The 19,926-nt window shown below is 63.4% G+C and carries 18 protein-coding genes; 13 read left to right on the forward strand and 5 right to left on the reverse strand.

Features of this window, described 5'->3' with window-relative positions; translation table 11 throughout:
* The first annotated feature begins 74 nt into the window (after positions 1–74).
* Both P0D87_RS28285 and P0D87_RS28290 read left to right on the forward strand, forming a co-directional pair.
* Positions 75–1,985: a two-partner secretion domain-containing protein gene (locus P0D87_RS28285; RefSeq protein ID WP_053859737.1), complete on the forward strand. Its 1,911-nt coding sequence runs from the start codon at positions 75–77 to the stop codon at positions 1,983–1,985.
* 210 nt (positions 1,986–2,195) lie between these two features.
* A complete protein-coding gene (locus tag P0D87_RS28290) occupies positions 2,196–3,929 on the forward strand; it encodes a ShlB/FhaC/HecB family hemolysin secretion/activation protein (RefSeq protein ID WP_321175879.1) in 1,734 nt (577 codons plus the stop codon).
* A gap of 66 nt (positions 3,930–3,995) precedes the next feature.
* On the opposite strand, the gene P0D87_RS28295 is transcribed toward P0D87_RS28290, so the two are convergent.
* Together P0D87_RS28295 and P0D87_RS28300 are read right to left on the reverse strand one after the other, a co-directional pair.
* Positions 3,996–4,541: a hypothetical protein gene (locus tag P0D87_RS28295; protein ID WP_053859735.1), complete on the reverse strand. Its 546-nt coding sequence runs from the start codon at positions 4,539–4,541 to the stop codon at positions 3,996–3,998.
* Between the two features lie 163 nt (positions 4,542–4,704).
* Positions 4,705–5,493 carry an IclR family transcriptional regulator gene (locus P0D87_RS28300; RefSeq protein WP_006047516.1) on the reverse strand — a complete coding sequence of 263 codons (789 nt, stop codon included), beginning with the start codon at positions 5,491–5,493 and terminating at the stop codon, positions 4,705–4,707.
* Between the two features lie 282 nt (positions 5,494–5,775).
* On the opposite strand from P0D87_RS28300, the gene P0D87_RS28305 reads away from it, so the two are divergent.
* The 9 genes from P0D87_RS28305 (at position 5,776) to P0D87_RS28345 (ending at position 14,878) form a co-directional block, all read left to right on the forward strand.
* Positions 5,776–6,837, forward strand: a complete 1,062-nt coding sequence (locus tag P0D87_RS28305; protein WP_006047517.1) for a sugar ABC transporter substrate-binding protein — start codon at positions 5,776–5,778, stop codon at positions 6,835–6,837.
* A gap of 8 nt (positions 6,838–6,845) precedes the next feature.
* Positions 6,846–8,387, forward strand: coding sequence for a sugar ABC transporter ATP-binding protein (locus P0D87_RS28310; protein WP_053860783.1), 1,542 nt, complete (start codon positions 6,846–6,848; stop codon positions 8,385–8,387).
* Positions 8,377–9,444, forward strand: a complete 1,068-nt coding sequence (locus P0D87_RS28315; protein ID WP_053859734.1) for an ABC transporter permease — start codon at positions 8,377–8,379, stop codon at positions 9,442–9,444. Before P0D87_RS28310 ends, P0D87_RS28315 begins: the two co-directional genes overlap by 11 nt.
* Before the next feature lie 36 nt (positions 9,445–9,480).
* Positions 9,481–9,807, forward strand: a complete 327-nt coding sequence (locus P0D87_RS28320) for a UxaA family hydrolase (protein WP_006047520.1) — start codon at positions 9,481–9,483, stop codon at positions 9,805–9,807.
* Between the two features lie 42 nt (positions 9,808–9,849).
* Positions 9,850–11,163 carry a UxaA family hydrolase gene (locus P0D87_RS28325; RefSeq protein WP_006047521.1) on the forward strand — a complete coding sequence of 438 codons (1,314 nt, stop codon included), beginning with the start codon at positions 9,850–9,852 and terminating at the stop codon, positions 11,161–11,163.
* 111 nt (positions 11,164–11,274) lie between these two features.
* Positions 11,275–12,315, forward strand: a complete 1,041-nt coding sequence (locus tag P0D87_RS28330) for an aldo/keto reductase (protein ID WP_053859733.1) — start codon at positions 11,275–11,277, stop codon at positions 12,313–12,315.
* Positions 12,316–12,322: 7 nt separating this feature from the next.
* Entirely contained in the window at positions 12,323–13,153 is an 831-nt protein-coding gene (locus P0D87_RS28335) for an amidohydrolase family protein (protein ID WP_053859732.1), read from the forward strand.
* Between the two features lie 55 nt (positions 13,154–13,208).
* The gene (locus P0D87_RS28340) at positions 13,209–13,952 is read left to right on the forward strand and encodes an SDR family oxidoreductase (RefSeq protein WP_029967366.1); all 744 of its coding nucleotides are present in this window, start codon (positions 13,209–13,211) and stop codon (positions 13,950–13,952) included.
* A 77-nt stretch (positions 13,953–14,029) separates the two neighbouring features.
* A complete protein-coding gene (locus tag P0D87_RS28345; protein ID WP_006047525.1) occupies positions 14,030–14,878 on the forward strand; it encodes an ureidoglycolate lyase in 849 nt (282 codons plus the stop codon).
* 60 nt (positions 14,879–14,938) lie between these two features.
* Here the strand turns inward: P0D87_RS28345 and P0D87_RS28350 are convergent, their stop codons facing one another.
* Positions 14,939–15,373: a PaaI family thioesterase gene (locus P0D87_RS28350; protein ID WP_053859731.1), complete on the reverse strand. Its 435-nt coding sequence runs from the start codon at positions 15,371–15,373 to the stop codon at positions 14,939–14,941.
* A 269-nt stretch (positions 15,374–15,642) separates the two neighbouring features.
* Between P0D87_RS28350 and P0D87_RS28355 the strand changes: the two genes are divergently transcribed.
* Entirely contained in the window at positions 15,643–17,265 is a 1,623-nt protein-coding gene (locus P0D87_RS28355) for a methyl-accepting chemotaxis protein (protein WP_053860782.1), read from the forward strand.
* A gap of 111 nt (positions 17,266–17,376) precedes the next feature.
* On the opposite strand, the gene P0D87_RS28360 is transcribed toward P0D87_RS28355, so the two are convergent.
* Together P0D87_RS28360 and P0D87_RS28365 are read right to left on the reverse strand one after the other, a co-directional pair.
* Positions 17,377–17,580: a cold-shock protein gene (locus P0D87_RS28360; protein WP_006047528.1), complete on the reverse strand. Its 204-nt coding sequence runs from the start codon at positions 17,578–17,580 to the stop codon at positions 17,377–17,379.
* 241 nt (positions 17,581–17,821) lie between these two features.
* Positions 17,822–18,931, reverse strand: a complete 1,110-nt coding sequence (locus tag P0D87_RS28365) for an AGE family epimerase/isomerase (RefSeq protein WP_053859730.1) — start codon at positions 18,929–18,931, stop codon at positions 17,822–17,824.
* A 227-nt stretch (positions 18,932–19,158) separates the two neighbouring features.
* Here P0D87_RS28365 and P0D87_RS28370 point away from each other — a divergent pair, with 227 nt between their 5' ends.
* Positions 19,159–19,845, forward strand: a complete 687-nt coding sequence (locus tag P0D87_RS28370; protein ID WP_006047530.1) for an MgtC/SapB family protein — start codon at positions 19,159–19,161, stop codon at positions 19,843–19,845.
* Positions 19,846–19,926 lie beyond the last annotated feature (81 nt).

The following is a 19,926-nucleotide window of genomic DNA, read 5'->3' on the forward strand; positions in this document are numbered from 1 at the left end:
TCGAGTGTCGTCGCGCGTGCTCTATACGCTTGCTCGCATGACGATTTTATTTAGCTGTCTTAACAGGTTGACAGATGACTAAGAAAATTACCCGCGAGACAAGCGGGCGCGTCACAGAGCCGAATTATCGCTTCGCCGTTCTTCCCGCCATGCTGGCGGCGGCCTTGGGCTGCAGCAGCACAGCATGGGCCGTCGAAGGCGGAATGGTGGCCGCAGGCGCGGGCACGATCAAAACGCAGGCGAACAAAACGACGATTTCGCAGTCAAGCGACAAGATGATCGTCAACTGGAAGAACTTTAATATCGGTCAGGACCAGTCGGTGGTCGTCAATCAGCCGGGCACGAGTTCAGCGCTGCTGAACCGTGTGACCACGGCAAGTCCTACACAGATTGACGGTGTGCTGAAGGCGAACGGCAGGGTGTTCGTGGTGAATCCGGCGGGCGTCGTGTTCGGCAACGGCGCCAAGGTCAATGTCGGAAGCCTGGTGGCGTCCACGCTGGATATGAACGACCAGCAATTCATGGAAGGCGGCAAGCTCGTCCAGAATAAGCGCTACCTTAATTTTTCTGCCGGCGGCGGAGAAGGCAAGGTAACGAACAACGGTCAACTGACCGCGCAGGAATCCGTGGCGTTGCTCGGGCCTCAGGTTGTTAACAACGGGTCGATTCGCGCTAAAGACGTCGCGCTCGGCGCTGCCAATGGCGTGGCGATGGCCATCAACGACTCGGGCTTTTCAGTCCAGGTGGGTCGGCAGGCGGAGCAGGCATTGGCCGCCAATTACGGTGTGATCGTCGCCAAGGGCGGCAACGCCACGCTGTCCGCTGCGGCCACTGGCGCGGTGCTCGGCACTGTGATTCAGAACAACGGCCAGATCGAGGCAACCAGTGCGTCGGCGGGTCAAGGCGGCACTGTCCAGCTTGCCTCGCGCGACGGTGGCAAGATCAGCGCGAACGGTCAAATGACGGCTGACAGCGGTATCTCGATCACGTCCTCGGCCGTCAGGGGAAATGTGGCGCCAGCTTTCTATCAGATGTTCGATTCGTCCGCCGCTCCCCGGGCAGTATCTCCCGCACCTTCAAGCCGTGAAGTGACCGTCGGCGCCGGGGCAACCTTGAAGACCGGCGGCTCCGTACAGGTTCACTCTGACGGCGGTCGCGTGGATATGAACGGTCTGATCAACGCTGGTGGCGATGTCAACATCGGGTCCGCAGCCTACTACGGCGACAACATGACTGTGCCTGACGCCAGCGGCGTCGTTACGACGAATGGCCGCATCAACGCGAGGTCCGTGTATCTGGACGGGGCTGATGTCAACGTGAATGCGCCGATTCGCGCTCTCGACAGTGTGTACGCTCAAACCTACACGGGCGATATGCATCAACGCGCCAATGTGATGGCGACCACGGGCTCGGTTAACATGATTTCCGGCGCGAATCTCGTCCAGGCCGACGGCGTCAACACGTCTGCTGGAACCGGCGTTACCCTGAAGTCCGAATCGCGCTTACCGGTCTGGCCGCGGCGCCCGAACGGTTCATTGCGCCTGGCGAATGTCCAGGCCAAGACCATTAACATCGACGGCGGCGACGTTACGCTCACTGGGAACGTGAAGGCGGACGGCAACATTTCGGTCAATTCCAGAATGTACAACCCGCCGTGCCCCGCAGACATGGCGTGCATAGCGGTAATGGCCGGCGGCCAGCTCTCGCAAACGGGTAACGTGGTTAGCGGCAATGGCGACGTTGCGCTGCACGCGGACGCTTCCCTGTCACAGAGTCGGTTCTCGCGTACCAAGGCAGGCAACAACGTTACGCTGAGTGGCCGCAATGTTGAAACGGGTACCGTGCAGGCCGGAAACCGGATCACCGTCGACGCGAATTTTGCCCACCTTGGTGGAAAGCTGACGGCGCAAGAAATCAACCTGCCGGCCAACACAACGAACAAGGACGGCAATATCCGCATCTTGCCGAAGTCCGCGAACCTCTAGGCACTACGGCTGGCGCGACGAGGTGACGCTCGTTGCGCCAGCGGCTTTTATTCATGAAGCGAAATAGCGCGCAAGAATGAGACGCAGAGGTGTGTACCACCTCTGTTCGTCTTTTTGCGTGCTGCCGCGTCGCTTCACCATTTTCCCGTTTCCCCTCCTGACGTCGCGGCCGCTCGTATGAGCTGTCGCCGACGCGCTTGGCTATCCTTCATGCCGAAAGCCGCTGTTCGATTCAGATATTTGCGCCAGAGTCTTGGCGGCGCATGGTTACCGCTATTTGGTTTGACTGCCTGGCATGCTACCGCTCATGCATACGAGCCAACGAACGCCGGTTCTTTGCTTCGGCAGAATCCTGAACTTAAGCAAGGCGTCGGAGTTGAGCCCGGAATGGTTCCAGCGATGCCTGGGGAGCCGTCGAATTCGCACGAAGCAAAACCCGACAGCGGCGAGTTCACTTTCCCCGTGTACGGTTTCGACTTTGGCGGTGCGCTGTCTGACGAGGAGCAACAGCGCGTCGATGAATTCCTCGCGCCGTGGCGCGGGCGTAACGTCACGCTGTCACAGCTGCGGTTGCTGCGCGATGCGCTTACCACCGTGCTATACCACGGCGGCGATTCTCTCGTACGCGTCATCCTCCCTCCGCAGACAATGACCGTCGGTATCGTGCACTTCGAGATCGCGCGCGGACACGTTGAATCCGTCAATGTTGAAAACCACTCCGATGTCGCCACCGACCGCCTGCGCGAAATCATTGAGTCGACCCATGACGGAGCACCTTCCTTGCGCGACATTGAGCGCAACACGCGTCTTGTTGAAGGTATCCCCGGCATTGACTCGACTGCGTCGACGTTGTCGGCGGGAACGGAGCCGGGTGGCACGATCGTCACGGTGGACGTGGTGCCGGGAAAACGCTTCTACGGCGCGGCAGTCATGGACAACGCCGGCTCGAGACAAGCGGGCTGGCGCCGCGTTGGGCTGACCGGCGGCATCAACAATCCGTTAGGACTAGGCGATCAGTTGCAGGCGACGGTCTATGCCACGCCGCGCTTCATGCAGATGCGCGGCGGACAAGACGGGCGAACTCGCCTCGGCCGCATTTCCTACGACATGCTGACGGGTCTCGGAGCGAGCCGCGCCGGCGTCGCGTACTCGCATGTGGATTACCGGCTCGGTGGAATCTTCGCAGGTCTGGGAACGGGAGCGGCGAACGTCGTCAGCATTTATGGCAGCAGTCCGTTGATCCGTTCAGACGCGGCCAGTCTCGATGTAGGCGCCGGTTTAGACTTCAAACGTTCGAGCGATGAGCGGTTCGGCGACATACTCCGCACGGATCAGCGCAGTGTCGTTGCGTCGGTGCGCGCGGAAGGTGTCGCGGCGGGCGAAATCGGCGAGCGCCGAAACGTTATCCAATACAGCGCAGTGCTTAGCCGAGGTACGTCAAAGCTGAGAGAGGCGGACTACTCAGGTAGCGCGCCGGCGCTGAACGGCCGGCGATTCGACTTCTACAAAGCCGAGCCATCTTTCGCTTACGTCCAGGCCATTACACCGACCATCCGCGCGACGATACAAGTGCGCGGCCAATACGCCAGCCGCAGTCTCGACAGTCAGGAAAGAATGGGGCTTGGCGGTCCGCTTGCCGTGCGCGCTTATGACCAGAATGCGGCCTCGGTCGACGACGGGCTGATCTTGTCGATTGCCGCCAGCAAGTCCCTAAGTATGCTGCCAGGCGCATCTGTGCAGGTGTTTTATGACGACGCGCGAGGTCGAACGCGCGCCGACGGCCCAATGCCCGCCGCTTATGCGCGGCTGCAGGGTTACGGCATTGGCGCCAGCTACGGCGGCAAGGGCGTCGCCGCGCAGCTAAGTTATGCGATGCGTGCGGGCCGGCCGCTCGCTCAGACTGCGCGACAGCAGACCTGGGTCACTGTGTCCGCGACCTTCTAGGAAAGGCGGCAATAACGACGCCCGCAGCGTCTCGTTGCTTCTAAATCAGGGCCGTTGGCGCAGGTGTCACGCCCCCAACTTCCCCGCCGCCTCATCAACCTGCGCCCGCGTCACCGCCAGCTCTTCGAGCCACGCATCCGCGTACACCGCACCGGTTTCACGCTCCAGTCGCGCGATCGTCGCCGCGCAACGATTGGCATCTTTTGGCGTCGCGATAAACGACTTCACCGACTGCCCCGCCTTGAACGCATCGAACAGCGGTACGCGAATGTCGTCCGGCAGCGCGCGCGTCGTCCATTGGTACGGCTTGCCGTTGAACGTGAACGACGGCGGCAGCACGCGCTCCTTCTTGGCGGCCGGAATCAGGCCATAGGTACGCGCCGCTTCGCCGATCTGTTCCGGCGAAAACAGCTCGTCCGGGCTGATGTCGAATTGCTGGATGAAAGTCTCGATGCTCTGCATTGCCGCCGCGCGATCGTCGCGGCGCTTCTGCGCATGAGCGACGATGTCGCGCAGTTCGTCGGCTTCTTCCGGTGTGATCGTGAAGCTCGATTGCTTTTGCTGGAGTTCGGAAAAACGCTGGAATTCGGAGTCGGTCAGAAGTTTCGCCATTGCTTATCGGTGGATGCGCACGAATGACTTCACGCGGCGTCGTTTTTTGAGAGGGCCGCCATTCTAAACCATATGCGCACGCGGCCCGCTTCTAATCAAACTTGCCGCCGCGAATTCCATCAACCACGCGCCACGCACATCTCAACTGCACTTCCACCACACCTCAAACCGTCTGCTCGCGAAACATCGAAAGCGCCTGCACCGTTTCACGCAGCAGCGTCGTTGCGGCCGCGAGCGTGGGCGCGACATATTCGTCGATACGCTTCAGATACGGGCAGGTGAGCGCCGCAATCGCCTGGCCGGACGGGCCGAGAACCGGGAATGTGACGTCGGTCACGCCGAACGTCTGCTGGCTGTCCTTCTGCGAAAAACCGGCCGCTCGAATCCGCTCGCACGCGGCTTCGAGCGCCTCGCGGTCTATCGTCACTTCGCCCTTGACCTTGGTGTGCTCGGCGAGCATCTGCGCGCGCTGTTCGACGGTCTGGAACGCGAGCATCACGCGGCCCGAACCCGTGTCGATCAAACCGACGCGCGAACCGAGCCGCACCGACATGCCCCACGTGCCCGGTCCATCCACTTGCGCGATGACGAGCAGATTGCCGCGGTCGTACACGGCCAGATGGCACGATTGTTCGGCGGCATCGGCGAAACGTTGCATCAGCGGCAACGCCTCGGAGATGAGCCGGTTCATCGGCGGATGACGATGCGCCAGCGCATACAGCTTCAGGCTAAGCGAATAGCGGTCGCCGCCCGTGGAGCGCACCACGTACTGCCGCGCGACAAGGCGCTCGAGCATCCGATACATCTCGCTCGCGTTGCGCCCGAGCAGCTTCGTGATCTCGGCGCGCGTGAGCCCTTCCTTCTGCTCGGCCAGCAACTCGAGGATGTCGAGGCCCTTGTCGAGCGCGGGCGCGCGATAACGGTCGGCATCGTCCTTGTCTTCTGCGTCCATCGTGAGCGAGTTCCGTGAGCTGTTCTCAGTAAGTGGCGCTTGAGTGTAAGTGCCGCAGCGCGCTCCGTGCGCGCCGATGCGTCCAGGGAAAACACGGACGGTTGGTGCAGTGCACTTCGCTTGACTTCGAAAAGTCCGTATATGAATAATACGTTCATTGGTGAATGAGCGCACGCCAAGATTCGCACAGAGTCGCCAATGCACATAAGAAAGCGCAGGACGAAGTGCCGGCATCCACGACCGGTTCACGCAGTTCAACAACGCATATCAGGAGACACAGTCATGTCGTTCGCGAAAGAGCCGAAGCCGGCTCGCCAATCGTTTTCCCGTTCGTTCCGTCAGTCGCTCTTCACGGTGGCCGCGTCCGCGTGCATCGCCGGTTTGAGTCTGGGCGGCGCTGCGCAGGCCGCCGAGGCAGGCAAGGTCGGCCTCGGCCTGCCGCTGCTGACGTCGCCGTTCTGGCAGTCGTATAACAACTATCTGCCGAAGTACGCGAAGGAGATGGGCATCGACATCCTCGCGCCGGTGAATTCGAACGGCGATCCGGTACAGCAGATCACCGACATGAACAACCTGTTGAACCTGGGTGCGAAGGGCATCGTGGTCGGCCCGCTCGACTCCGCCGCGATCAGCCGCGCGCTCGACGCCGCGACGGCGCGCAACGTGCCGGTCGTCGCCGTCGATGTCGCACCGACGCAAGGCAAGATCGCGATGGTCGTGCGCGCCGACAATCACGCGTACGGCGAGAAGGCGTGCAAGTACATCGGCGAACACGTGAAGTCGGGCAAGGTCGTGCAGATCATGGGCGACCTCGGTTCGGTGAACGGACGCGACCGCTCCGAGGCATTCCGCTCATGCCTGAAGGGCTTTCCCGGTTTGAAGCTGCTGGAAATTCCGGCGAGCTGGAAGGGCGACGTGGCGGCTACCGGACTCGACAGCCTGCTTACCGCGAATCCCGACGTGAAGGCGATCTACATGCAGGCGGGCGGCGTGTATCTGTCGCCGACGCTGCAAACGCTGCGTCGCAAGCAAATGCTGTTTCCGGCCGGCGACGCAAAGCACGTCGTGATCGTCAGCAACGACGGCATTCCGCAGGAATTCGACGCGATCCGCCGCGGTGACATCGACGCCACCGTGTCGCAGCCCGCCGATTCGTACGCGAAGTACGGCCTCTACTACATCAAGGCGGCGTTGGCCGGCCAGACCTTCAAGCCGGGCCCGACCGATCACGGCAGCACGATCATCCAGCTCGCGCCGGGCATCCTCGAAGACCAGTTGCCCGCGCCGCTCGTCACGAAGTCGAATGTCGACGACAAGGCGCTGTGGGGCAACACCGTCAAATGAGCGGCGACATGAGCGGCGACATCAGCGAGCGCGCTTCATCCATGCGAATTGCTTCGGTGGTCGAAGCATTGTCGGTCACCAAACGCTACGGCTCGACGGCGGCGCTGAACGACGTGAGCATTCGCGTGATGCCCGGCGAGTCGCATGCGCTCGTCGGGCGCAACGGCGCGGGCAAGTCGACGCTCGTGTCGATCCTGACCGGCTTGCGCAAACCCGATACCGGCGACGTGCGCTTTAACGGCGAGCCCGCGCCGCCCCTCGCCGACCGCGATGCATGGCGCGAGCGCGTGGCCTGCGTGTATCAGCATTCGACGATCATTCGCGACCTGTCCGTCGCGGAAAATCTGTTCATCAACCGGCAGCCGTCGCGAGGCGGCGTGATCGACTGGCGAACCATGCGCCGCGACGCGCGCGCCTTGCTCGACCACTGGAAGATCGACGTGCGTGAAGACGCGCGCGCCGGCGACCTGAGCGTCGAGGCGCGGCAACTCGTCGAGATCGCGCGGGCGTTGTCGTACGGCGCGCGCTTCATCATCCTCGACGAACCCACTGCGCAGCTCGACGGCGACGAAATCAAGCGGCTCTTCCGGCGTATCGAGGAATTGCAGCGCGAAGGCGTGACCTTCCTGTTCATCTCGCACCATCTGCAGGAGGTGTACGAGATTTGCCAGGCGGTCACGGTGTTGCGCGACGCGCGGCATATCGTCAGCGCGCCGGTTTCCGCGTTGCCGCGCGAACAGTTGATCGAAGCGATGACGGGCGAACGCGGCGGCCTTCTGGTCGCTGACGCGGCGGCGCGCGAGCCGTTGCGCGCCGACACCGCGATTGCGCTGCAAGTCGACCGGCTCAGCGGCGCGGACTACGAAGACGTGTCGTTCGCCGTCAAGCGCGGCGAAGTCGTCGGCTTGACCGGCGCGACGAGCAGCGGCCGCACAAGCGTAGCCGAAGCGATTGCCGGCTTGCGCGCGGCGAAGCGCGGCACGATCAGCGTGGACGGCGTGAGCCTGCCGCCCGGCGATGTGCCCGCGGCGCTCGCGCACGGCATCGGCTGCGTGCCGAAAGACCGCCATCACGAAGGGCTCGTGTTGACGCAATCGATCGCGGAAAACGCGTCGATGACGATCGCGCGGCTCTTCGGCAAGTTCGGCATCGCGACGCCCGCAAAGAAAAACGCGTTCGGCCAGAAGATGATCGACGCGCTCGGCATCGTCGCTCAGGGACCGGAGCACGTCGTATCCGGCCTATCGGGCGGCAATCAGCAGAAGGTCGTGATGGCGCGCGCACTCGCCACCAATCCCAACGTGCTGGTGCTGATCGACCCCACGGCGGGCGTCGACGTGAAATCGAAAGAAGCGCTGCTCTCCGTCGTGGATCGCGTGCGCGAAGAAGGCAAGGCCGTGCTGGTCGTGTCCGGCGAACTCGACGATCTGCGCACCTGTGACCGTGTTCTCGTCATGTTCCGTGGCCGTATCGCCGCGGAATTTCCCGCGGGCTGGCAGGACCAGGATCTGATTGCATCCGTTGAAGGAGTAAGTCTCCATGAAGAATAGTGTGCCCAGTCCCGCGTTCGGCGCGGCGCAGGCCCAGGTCCACGCGCAAGCGTCCGCATCCGCATCTGCATCGGCTTTGCGCGGCAAACGCGGACGCTCGCAATTTGCCCGCTTGCGTGAACTCGCGCTGTTGCCGGCGCTCGTGCTGCTGATCGTGATCGGCGCGTTCGTGAGCCCGAGCTTTCTCACGCGTGCGAATCTGATCAGCGTGCTCGGCGCGTCGGCGGCGCTCGCGCTTGTCGTGCTCGCCGAATCGCTGATCGTGCTGACGGGCAAATTCGATTTGTCGCTGGAATCGACGGTCGGCATTGCGCCGGCCGTGGGCGCGATGCTCGTGATGCCGGCCGCCTCGGCCGGATTCGGCACGCAATGGCCCGCCGCGGCCGGCTTGCTGGCGATTCTCGCGGTCGGCGCAGTAGTCGGCGCGATCAACGGTTTTCTGGTGGTGCGTTTGCGGCTGAACGCGTTCATCGTCACGCTGGCCATGCTGATCGTGCTGCGCGGCATGCTCGTCGGCGCGACCAAGGGCGGCACGCTGTTCGACATGCCGCCGTCGTTCTTCTCGCTCGCGACCACCATCGTGCTGGGCTTGCCGTTGTCGGTGTGGCTCGCCGCGGTGGCGTTCGCGATCGCCGCCTTCATGCTGCGCTATCACCGGCTCGGCCGCGCGCTCTATGCGATCGGCGGCAATCCGGAAGCGGCGCGCGCGGCGGGCATTCGCGTCGAGCGCATCACGTGGGGCGTGTTCATTCTCGGCAGCATGCTGGCTTCGCTTGGCGGCCTGATCGTGACCGGCTATGTCGGCGCGATCAATGCGAACCAGGGCAACGGCATGATCTTCACGGTGTTCGCGGCGGCGGTGATCGGCGGCATTTCGCTCGACGGCGGCAAGGGCACGATGATCGGCGCGCTCTCCGGCGTGCTGCTGCTCGGCGTCGTGCAAAACCTGCTGACGCTCGCGCAAGTGCCGTCGTTCTGGATTCAGGCGATCTACGGCGCGATCATCCTCGGCTCGCTGATGGTGGCGCGCCTCGCGAGCGGCGAAGGCCAGAACTAACACAACGCTCATTCAACGGCCTGACGGAGAACTCATTTGACGAGCCGCCAACAAGAAACCGATCCGCGACTGATCCTGCTCAGTCCGGACGACAACTGCCTGATCGCGGCGGCGCGTCTCGACGCCGGCACGCAGGTGCAGATCGAAGGCGAAAGCGTCACGCTGTCGCGGACCATCGAACTCGGGCACAAGGTGGCGCGCCGCGATCTGGCGAAAGACGACAAGGTGCTGCGCTACGGCGCCGTGATCGGCCACGTCACCGAAGCGGTGCCGCGCGGCGAGCATCTGCATACGCACAACCTCGAAAGCGATTACCTGCCGACGTACACGCACGACGCGGGTCATCAATTCGTCCACCACTGATTTGCGCATCACGAGGCGGCCTTGCGCCGCGCTGGAACGAACATGACTGAGACATCCGTAGCAAGCGCCTCTGCGCAACAGCCGACGCTGCAAGGCTATCTGCGCAGCGACGGCCGCAAGGGCATCCGCAACGTGGTTGCGGTCGCGTATCTGGTCGAGTGCGCGCATCATGTGGCGCGCGAGATCGTCACGCAGTTTCGCGAGCCGCTCGACGCGTTCGGCGAGGCCGGCGCGGCGCATGAAGCGCCGGTTCATCTGATCGGCTTTCCCGGCTGCTATCCAAACGGCTACGCGGAGAAAATGCTCGAGCGGCTGACCACGCATCCGAACGTCGGCGCGGTGCTGTTCGTCTCGCTCGGGTGTGAGAGCATGAACAAGCACTACCTCGTCGATGTCGTGCGCGCGAGCGGCCGTCCCGTCGAAGTGCTGACCATCCAGGAGAAAGGCGGCACGCGCAGCACGATTCAGTATGGCGTGGACTGGGTTCGCGGCGCGCGCGAGCAGCTCGCCGCGCAGCAGAAGGTGCCGATGGCACTGAGCGAACTCGTGGTCGGCACGATTTGCGGCGGCTCCGACGGCACCAGCGGCATCACCGCGAATCCGGCCGTGGGCCGCGCGTTCGATCATCTGATCGACGCGGGCGCGACCTGCATCTTCGAGGAAACCGGCGAACTCGTGGGCTGCGAGTTTCATATGAAGACGCGTGCGGCGCGGCCCGAACTCGGCGATGCGATCGTCGAGTGTGTGGCCAAGGCGGCGCGCTATTACTCGATTCTCGGCCACGGCAGTTTCGCGGTCGGCAACGCTGACGGCGGCCTCACCACGCAGGAAGAAAAGTCGCTCGGCGCGTATGCGAAAAGCGGCGCGTCGCCGATCGCGGGCATCGTCAAGCCGGGCGATATTCCGCCGACCGGCGGCCTGTATCTGCTCGACGTGGTGCCGGACGGCGAGCCGCGTTTCGGCTTTCCGAACATCAGCGACAATGCGGAAATCGGCGAACTGATTGCGTGCGGCGCGCATGTGATTCTGTTCACGACCGGACGCGGTTCGGTGGTGGGCTCGGCGATCTCGCCGGTCATCAAGGTGTGCGCGAATCCCGCCACGTATCGCAATCTGTCCGGCGACATGGACGTCGACGCAGGCCGCATTCTGGAAGGGCGCGGCACGCTCGACGAAGTGGGCCGTGAGGTGTTCGAGCAGACCGTGGCGGTGTCGCAAGGCGCGGCGTCGAAATCGGAAATGCTGGGCCATCAGGAATTCATTTTGACGTACAAGACGTTCGAGCCGGTCGGGCCCGCGTGCCTGCCGTCGAGCGTGGCGGCGCCGCGTCGTGTTGTTGCGGTCGAGCCGCAGTAACGCAACGCAATAAGGCAACGAAGAACCGCAGTGAAGAACCGCACTGAGCGTCGGCTCGCGGTGTGATAAAAAGCTCATTCGACAGAGTGTGACCAGGATGGAGACGGGTACATGACCGCAACGATCGGTTCGAAGGTTCGGCAGCGCCGCCGCGTCGGGCGTAGCGCGCTGGAATTAACCGGCTTGAGCCTCGGCAGCGCGCCGCTTGGCGGCCTCTATCGCGACCTGTCGGATGAAGAAGCGCACGCGACCATCGCGGCCGCGTGGGACGCCGGCGTGCGTTATTTCGACACCGCGCCGCATTACGGGCACACCAAGGCGGAGCATCGTCTGGGCGACGCATTGCGCCGCTATCCGCGTGGCGAGTATGCGCTGTCGACCAAGGTAGGCCGCCGCTTCGTGCCGCGCACGACGCCCTACGACGGCAAGGAAGGCTGGCAGAACCCGCTGCCCTTCGAGGCGATTTACGACTACACGCACGACGGTATTCTGCGTTCGTTCGAAGACAGCCAGCAGCGGCTCGGCATCGTCGACATCGACATTTTGCTGGTGCACGACATTGGCCGCGTCACGCACGGCGACAACAATCCGCATTACTGGCGGCAACTGACCGAAGGCGGCGGCTTTCGGGCGCTCGACGAACTGCGCTCGGCCGGCGCGGTGAAGGCCGTAGGACTCGGCGTGAACGAAAGCGCCGTGATTCTCGACGCGATGGCCGAGTTCGATATCGATTGCGCGCTGCTTGCGGGCCGTTATACGCTCCTCGAACAGACGACGCTCGACGACCTCCTGCCGGCGTGCGAACAGCGCGGCGTCAGCATCCTGTTGGGCGGCGCTTTCAACTCGGGCATTCTGGCGCGCGGTGTCGAAGGCGATCTGAAATTCAACTACGGCGAGGCGCCGCGCGAAGTGATCGAGCGCGTTGCGCGGCTCGAAGCGGTGTGCCGCGCGCACGGCGTGCCGCTCGCCGCCGCGGCCTTGCAGTTTCCGTATGCGCATCCGGCGGTCGCCACCGTGCTGACCGGCGCGCGCAGTGCCGAAGAACTGCGCGAGAACGCGGCGTCGTTCGAGTTGCCCATCCCGGCGGCCTTGTGGTCCGCCTTGCGCGACGAGGGCCTGCTCGACGCCCGCGCGCCCGCGCCAGAGGACTGAACAGAACATGCGTATCGATGCCCACCAGCACTATTGGGACCCCGCCCGCGGCGATTACGAATGGCTCACGCCGGAACTCGAGATTCTGTACAGGCCGTTCGGCCCGGCGGATCTTGCGCCGTTGCGGGAGCAAACCGGCATCGAGAAAACGGTGGTCGTGCAGGCGGCGCCGACCATCGACGAAACGCGTTATTTGCTGGACATCGCGCGCAACGAGCCGTCGATTGCCGGCGTGGTCGGCTGGGTGCCGCTGCTGCTGCCCACCGCGCCGGCTCTGATCGGCGCGCTCGCGGACGAGCCCAAGTTCAAGGGCGTGCGCCCGATGCTGCAGGATCTGCCCGACGACACCTGGATCGCGAATCCCGATCTCGCACCGGCCATCGACGCGCTGATCGCACACGACCTCGCGTTCGACGCGCTGATCTACGCGCGGCACGTCGAACACGTTGAAACCTTCGCGCGACGCTTTCCGGCGCTGCGCATCGTGGTCGACCACGGCGCGAAGCCGCCGATCCGCTACGGTCAGGCGGGCTGGCAGACCTGGGCCGATGCAATTACGCGGCTCGCCGCGTTGCCAGGCGTGCACTGCAAGCTGTCCGGACTCGCGACCGAGGCGTCGCCAGGCTGGACCGAAGACACGCTGCGGCCCTACGTCGAGCATCTGCTGACCACGTTCGGTCCCGCGCGGCTGATGTGGGGCAGCGACTGGCCGGTGCTCGAACTCAACGGCGATTATCTGCTGTGGCATTCGGTGGCGAACACGCTGCTTGCGTCGCTTGCCGACAGCGAGCGCGAAGCGATTTTCGGCGGCAACGCCGCAGCGTTTTATCGACTGTGATGTGACCCAAGCAAACGGACCAACACAGGTTAAGCCCATTCAACTGGAGTCGTAGATGACGCAAAGACTGGCCGGCAAGACAGCATTGATTACCGCAGCGGGACAAGGCATCGGGCTCGCGACCGCGGAAATGTTCGCACGCGAAGGCGCGCGTGTGATCGCCACGGACATTCGCATCGACGGCCTCGCCGGCAAACCGGTCGAGGCGCGCAAGCTCGACGTGCTCGACGGCGAGGCGATCAAGGCATTGGCCGCCGAAATCGGTCCGATCGACGTGCTGTTCAACTGCGCGGGCTTCGTGCATGCGGGCTCGATCCTCGAATGCAGCGAGGAAGATTGGGACTTCGCGTTCGACCTGAACGCGAAGGCGATGTACCGGATGATCCGCGCATTCCTGCCCGGCATGCTGGAGCGTGGCGGCGGCTCGATCATCAATATGTCGTCGGCGGCGTCGAGCGTGAAGGGCGTGCCGAATCGCTTCGCGTACAGCGCGTCGAAGGCGGCGGTGGTCGGGCTGACCAAATCGGTCGCCGCGGACTTCATCACGCGTGGTGTACGCTGTAACGCGATTTGCCCGGGCACGGTGTCGTCGCCGTCGCTCGAACAGCGAATCGCCACGCAGGCCGCGGCGCAAGGCGCGACGCTCGAAGCCGTGCAGGCCGCGTTCGTCGCGCGTCAGCCGATGGGCCGCATCGGCAAGCCGGAAGAGATCGCCGCGCTGGCGCTGTATCTCGCGTCGGACGAGTCGGCGTTCACGACTGGCCATGCGCATGTGATCGACGGCGGCTGGTCGAACTGATTCATGCGCGCCTGCCTGAGCCGGCGCGCGTTGACGTACCAACTGAACACCACTGAAACCCAGAGGAAAGTGCAACGATGAAACTGCTTCGTTACGGGCCGAAAGGCCAGGAAAAGCCGGGCTTGCTCGACGCGCAAGGCAAGATTCGCGATCTGTCCGGCGTGGTTGCCGACATCGACGGCGCGGCGTTGACCGACGCAAACCTCGCCAAACTGCGTGCAGTCGACGCGGCCTCGCTGCCCTTGGTCGAAGGCAATCCGCGCATTGGTCCGTGCGTCGGCAAGATCGGCAAATTCATCTGCATCGGCTTGAATTACGCGGATCACGCGGCTGAATCGAATCTGCCCGTGCCCGCCGAACCGGTGATCTTCAACAAGTGGACGAGCGCGATTTCCGGTCCCAACGACGACGTGGAAATTCCGCGCGGCTCGAAGAAAACCGATTGGGAAGTGGAGCTCGGCGTGGTGATCGGCAAGCCCGCGAAGTACGTGGACGAAGCGAATGCGCTCGACTACGTCGCCGGCTATTGCGTGATCAACGACGTGTCGGAACGCGAATGGCAGATCGAACGCGGCGGCACGTGGGACAAGGGCAAGGGCTTCGACACGTTTGGCCCCATCGGCCCGTGGATGGTCACGCGCGACGAAGTCGCCGATCCGCAGAACCTGGGCCTGTGGCTCGAAGTGGACGGTCACCGCTATCAGAACGGCAACACGAAGACGATGGTGTTCGGCGTCGCCAAGCTGGTTTCGTACGTGTCGCAGTGCATGAGCCTGCAACCGGGCGACGTCATTTCCACTGGCACGCCGCCTGGAGTGGGCATGGGCGTGAAGCCGAACCCGGTGTATCTGAAGCCGGGGCAGACGATTCGCCTCGGCATCGAAGGTCTTGGCGAGCAAACGCAGAAGACCTACGCGGCGGAGTAAAACGCTCGCGGCCGACGCGGGGCGCGGGGCGCGCGGCGCATGAGCTTCGCGCCTGCAACTTCAATTCGCCGGTTCGTGGTCGCCGTTCTCACCGATCCGGTTGATCGTGCCTTGCGCCACCGCCACGAGTTTCTCGCGGTTGCCGTCCATCACGAAGATGTTGCACTGGCAGGTCGCCTGATGGCGGCCTGCATACACCACTTGCGCCCTCGCAATCAGCGTCCCGTTCACGGCCGGACGCAGATAGTTGATCTTATATTCCCCCGTCACGACCTTCGGCCCGAGCGAGAGCGCACCGGCAAACGTGAGCGCGTTGTCGGCGAGATAGCTGATCACGCCGCCATGCACGAAGCCGTGCTGCTGCCGCAGCTCGTCGCGGATCGGCAGGCTCAGCGCGAGTTCGCCGGTGCCCGTGTACATCAGCTCGGCGCCTAACAGCATGCTGAACGGCTGGGCGTGCAATGCGCCGCGCGCCCGGTCGAGTAGGTCAGTCATTGTGTTTCCTTCGAGGAAGGCCCGCGGTGGCATTGCGCACGAGGGTGCGCTCGTCGGTCCCTACCCACTCTAGGAAGCGCCGACGCACGCCGTCAAGGTGAATCGGAAATATCCGCGCGGCATGCTTGTGTCGGTCGACAGAAATTCAGACGATGGCCGACGTAAACGCACCGTAAGGCGAACTTTGACGAATTTGATCTTCAGCCAGCTTCGATGCTGCCGTTAACCCTGACGTAGCTCCCGTTATTCTTTGCCTTCAGGTGTTCACGATGTTCAGCAAGATCAAGGTCGCATCCGGCCTGTTATGTGTCCTGGCCGCGTTCTGCGTTTTCCAGCTTGTCACGGTGGGGTTGGGTTTCTGGTCGTTGACGCGCACTCATCACGACGTTGGCGACCTCGCGAATATCGCGTTGAAGCAGGTCGACGCCGTCAACGAAACGACGCAGCATCTGATGGACGCGCGTATCAACCTGTCGCGCGCCGGTACGCGGATGGTGCGCGGCGGCGCGGAGCCGACGGACATCGTCCAGCATGCCCGCGAGCAGCTCACGGCCGCCGAGCGGTCGTTCAACGCGTTCTCGAGCGCGCCGAAAACCAGCGACGAAAACGGCGCGCGCGCGGCGGCGCTCGCCGAGCGCTACAAGAAGCTGCATGGCGCGCTCAGCGAGCTCGCGCAGTTTCTCGACGCGAACAACATTCAGGCTTTTCTCGATCAGCCGACGCAGTCGTTCCAGGATGCCTATCTGACCGAGCTCCATAACTTCACGCAGTTCGGTAACGCCGCGAGCCGCGCGTCGCTGGATTCGATCGACACGCGCATGGCGACTTTCCGCGTCGTCAGTATTGTGATTTTGCTGGCGCTGGTCGCCGGAACGTTCGCCGTGCATCTGGCGTTGCGCCGTGGCGTGGTCGCGCCGCTCGAGGAAGCCGGCCGTCACTTCGAACGCATCGCTCAAGGGCGCCTCGATCAGCCGATCGCCGCGCGCGGCACGAATGAAATCGGCCGGCTGTTCTCGGGCCTGGCGAAGATGCAAGCAAGCGTCGCTCGCACTGTGCAGACCGTGCGCGAATCCGCCGATTCGATTCACCTTGGCGCCGATGAAATCGCGACCGGCAACGCCGATTTGTCTGCACGCACGGAGAACCAGGCGGCATCGCTGGAAGAAACGGCATCGAGCATGGAGGAACTGACCGCCACCGTGCGTCAGAATGCCGACCACGCGCGTCAGGCCAATGCGCTCGCCGAGACCGCTTTGGAGGCCACCTCGCGCGGCAGTGAAGTGGTCGACAAGGTGGTCGACAAGATGCGCGGCATCGCGCAAAGCTCGGACAAGATTGCCGAGATCATTTCGGTGATTGACGGCATTGCGTTCCAGACCAATATCCTCGCGCTGAATGCGGCCGTCGAGGCGGCGCGCGCGGGCGAGCAGGGCCGCGGCTTCGCGGTCGTGGCCGGCGAAGTGCGCGGGCTCGCGCAGCGCAGCGCGCAATCGGCGAAGGAGATCAAGACGCTGATCAGCGAGTCGGTTGCCGAAATCCAGGGCGGTTCCGCGCTGGTCGAGCACGCCGGCGAGGCGATGAGCAACGTGTCGGCGTCCATTTCCCGCGTCACGCAGATGATGGCGGAAATCAGCGCGTCGTCGCTCGAACAAAGCACGGGCATCGAGCAGGTGAATCAGGCCGTGGTTCAGATGGACGAGATGACGCAGCAGAACGCGGCGCTCGTGGAAGAGGCGGCGGCAGCGGCGGCTTCGCTGCATCAACAGACGCAGCAATTGAAGGAGGCGGTTTCCGTCTTCGAAATTTCTGAAGCTGTGTTGCGGACACAACAGTTCGACGCAATGCCGGTCCAATCTGCGCAATTTGCGTTGTCGCGAATGCGCGCAATTTAAATCGTCTGCGCGTAAAAATCAGGCAGCCGCAAAAAGAAAATGGCCCGCAAAAGCGGGCCATTTTTTTGTCAGGCGCAAGCGCCTACGCAAAGCTCAAAGTACCGTGGGTACTTAGGCCGGCGTGATGTTCGCAGCTTGCTTGCCCTTCGGGCCTTGCTTCACTTCGAACGACACCTTTTGGTTTTCTTGCAGGGACTTAAAGCCGCTGCCTTGAACTTCCGAAAAGTGCGCGAACAGGTCTTCGCCGCCGTCGTCCGGCGTAATGAAACCAAAGCCCTTTGCATCGTTAAACCACTTCACAGTACCTGTTGCCATTTTTAATCCAGTAAATGTTGTGTATTGCATTCGCGACCGCTACTTCTCAACCCGAGATCGAGCGCGAAGTACGAGTTGTATCACGTCTTTATGACGGACGCCAATCAACCAGTATTCGGGTATTCCCAGGTTTGGGGGTTTTTCCGGTGTCAACGGCGCAAAAAACGCATTACTAGAACCAGGGTAAACCCTTGGTATTAAGGGTTGCCCCGGCCGTTCCCGCCCCGGAATTTTCGGCGCTTCAGGCCGGTAACGCGTCGAAAGCGGTGGCGAGGTGATAGGGGGTAGTCGACGGCATGTCGGCGCGCGCGACTTCACCGGCCGAGGTTTTGCATTCGAACCAGCCTTGCGGCCGCAGGAAGCGCTGCTGGAACAGTTCGATTTGCCGCGGCAGCGCCGCGCGTACGGCGGCATCGTCGTGGCTCGCAAGCGCGCGCAGATATTCCGTCTGCGCCCAGATGCGCTGGATCGGGTCTTTGACTTGTCCGTCTTCATTCAGCGACGCATACACGCCGCCGGTTTCCTGATCCACGCCATGACGTTGCGCGAAGGCGAACGCGCGCGGCAACGCTTCCGCAAGCCCGGAGCCGTCGAACAGTTCGCGTGCCTGCGTGACCAGCCAGAACCATTCGAACTGATGGCCTGGCTCGAGGCGATTGTCCGGCGCGCCGACCGGCAATTCGGCGATGCAGCCCGACGGCGCATGCACGAAGTGACGAGCGACGGCGCTGGCGAGGCGCCGCAGCGCGGCGTCGAAAGCGTTGTCGCGCGTGGCCTCGCGGGCGGCGAGCCACGCTTCGGTCAAATGCATCAACGGATTCTGGATCGGCGTGCCGGTCACGTTCGCGAAGTCGGCGGTGAGCGCGGCGTTGAAGAGATCGTCTTCGGCGGTAAAGCGCGATTGGATCAGCGCCGACGTTGAATGCACGATCTCGAGCGCGTCGCGATTGCCCGAGCGGCGGCCATATTCCGCGCACGCAAAGACGACGAACGCATGCGTGTACAGGTCTTTGACGGTGTCGAGCGGTGCGCCCTGCGCGTCCACGCTGTAGAACCAACCGCCGTGTTCCGTGTCCTGAAAAGTGCGCGTGAGCGAATCGAACAGGACCTGCGCGTGGGCCGCATCGCCGGCCTGCGAGAACACGAACAGTTGACGCGCGCACGCCATTGCCCGGTAACGCTCGACGGGCGCCGGACCGTGGTCTTCCCCGACGAGCGCCTCGTACGGCAACCTGAGCGCGGGGTTGAAACCGGGCCCGCGCCACATGGGCAGGATGACGCCGTTGAAGTGGTCGCGCAGGCCGGCGGCGAGCGCGATCGTCGAGGCGGCGTCAGAGTGGGTGCTGGGCATAATCAAATTCAAGCGCGGGTTTCAAGGCGCCCGTGAGAGCGGGCCGGGTTCGGCGGCAGCGCGGCTGCGGCGTGCGGCCTGCCTCGCGGGTACGACAAAAGCGGCAGGTGCAGCAGGAGCGGCGGAACCAGCAACGGCACGCGGCTTAGCATAATGCAAACGGATGCGAGCCGGCACCCAAAATCGGCAGCGAAAAGGCTTAATAACTTCAAGAAGGAGAGAAGACGATGCTCGGCAACTTTGATCTCATCTCCCGTCTGGTGCTGGCCGCGGCGCTCGGCAGCGTCATAGGCTTCGAGCGGGAGCGTCTGTCGTGGGCCGCGGGCTTGCGCACGCACATGCTCGTGTGCGTGGGCTCGGCGCTGATCATGATCGTGTCGGCCTATGGTTTCGCCGAGGTGCTCACCGGCGAACACGTCGTGCTCGACCCTTCGCGGATGGCGGCCCAGGTCGTCTCCGGAATCGGCTTTCTCGGCGCGGGCTCGATTCTGCTGCGCGGCGAAATCGTGCGCGGGCTGACGACGGCGGCCAGCCTCTGGTCGGTCGCCGCGATCGGTCTTGCGGTCGGCGGCGGGCTCTACACGGCGTCGATTGCGGCGACCGTCATCATTCTGATCATCCTCGCGGGCATCAAGCCGCTTGAGCGGCGCTTCATCACCGTGAAGCAGCGGCGCCAGGTGACGATGCTCGTCGAGCGCGGCACTCTCACGTTTCACTCGCTGCACGACGAGCTGGGCGCGGCGAGCCCGCGCGTGAAGCAATTCGTGATGCAGCAGAGCGACGAAACACCCGAATGCGACGAGGTGATGATCACGCTGCATCGCGTGTCGAGTGTCGAATACGAGGCGATTTGCACGCGCTTGCGTCAGTTGCAGGGCGTGAGGGAGTTCCGTCAGGACGACGCGTCGGGTTAAGCGAAAATCGTCGGCGAATGGCTTCGGCGGCGGTGGGCGCCATGCGACAATGCGGTCTCGAAAAATTCCAATGGCATTTGA

Origin of the sequence: Paraburkholderia sp. RL17-368-BIF-A, assembly GCF_046054045.1 — a bacterium.
Taxonomy (GTDB): domain Bacteria; phylum Pseudomonadota; class Gammaproteobacteria; order Burkholderiales; family Burkholderiaceae; genus Paraburkholderia; species Paraburkholderia graminis.